Here is a 421-nt window from a genome sequence, read left to right as displayed (position 1 = left end):
GTGTGTCCCCTTCGTCTAGTGGCCTAGGACACCGCCCTTTCACGGCGGTAACAGGGGTTCGAGTCCCCTAGGGGACGCCAATATGCGGGAATAGCTCAGTTGGTAGAGCACGACCTTGCCAAGGTCGGGGTCGCGAGTTCGAGTCTCGTTTCCCGCTCCAATTTACAAGCAATGTGGCTCTAGGGCGGCATTGAGTGAAACCAGGGCATAATCTTCGGATTTAACCTCTGGGCACTGAAACACACACCATGTGTTTCAGTTGTGTGTCCCCTTCGTCTAGTGGCCTAGGACACCGCCCTTTCACGGCGGTAACAGGGGTTCGAGTCCCCTAGGGGACGCCATTTTGCGGGAATAGCTCAGTTGGTAGAGCACGACCTTGCCAAGGTCGGGGTCGCGAGTTCGAGTCTCGTTTCCCGCTCCA

The 421-nt window shown here is 57.0% G+C and carries 4 tRNA genes; all 4 read left to right on the top strand.

Features of this window, described 5'->3' with window-relative positions:
- Positions 1-4 precede the first annotated feature (4 nt).
- The 4 genes from AOA59_RS00135 to AOA59_RS00120 all read left to right on the top strand — a co-directional run bounded on the left by AOA59_RS00135 (position 5) and on the right by AOA59_RS00120 (position 421).
- Positions 5-80: transfer RNA gene (locus tag AOA59_RS00135), tRNA-Glu, on the top strand.
- A 4-nt stretch (positions 81-84) separates the two neighbouring features.
- Positions 85-160 (top strand) — tRNA-Gly (locus AOA59_RS00130).
- Positions 161-265: 105 nt separating this feature from the next.
- A tRNA-Glu gene (locus AOA59_RS00125) sits at positions 266-341 on the top strand.
- Between the two features lie 4 nt (positions 342-345).
- Positions 346-421, top strand: a tRNA-Gly gene (locus AOA59_RS00120).

Origin of the sequence: Pseudomonas sp. 2822-15 (assembly GCF_002742515.1) — a bacterium.
GTDB lineage: Bacteria > Pseudomonadota > Gammaproteobacteria > Pseudomonadales > Pseudomonadaceae > Aquipseudomonas > Aquipseudomonas salomonii.
This window is presented reverse-complemented; position numbering and strand designations above follow the sequence as displayed.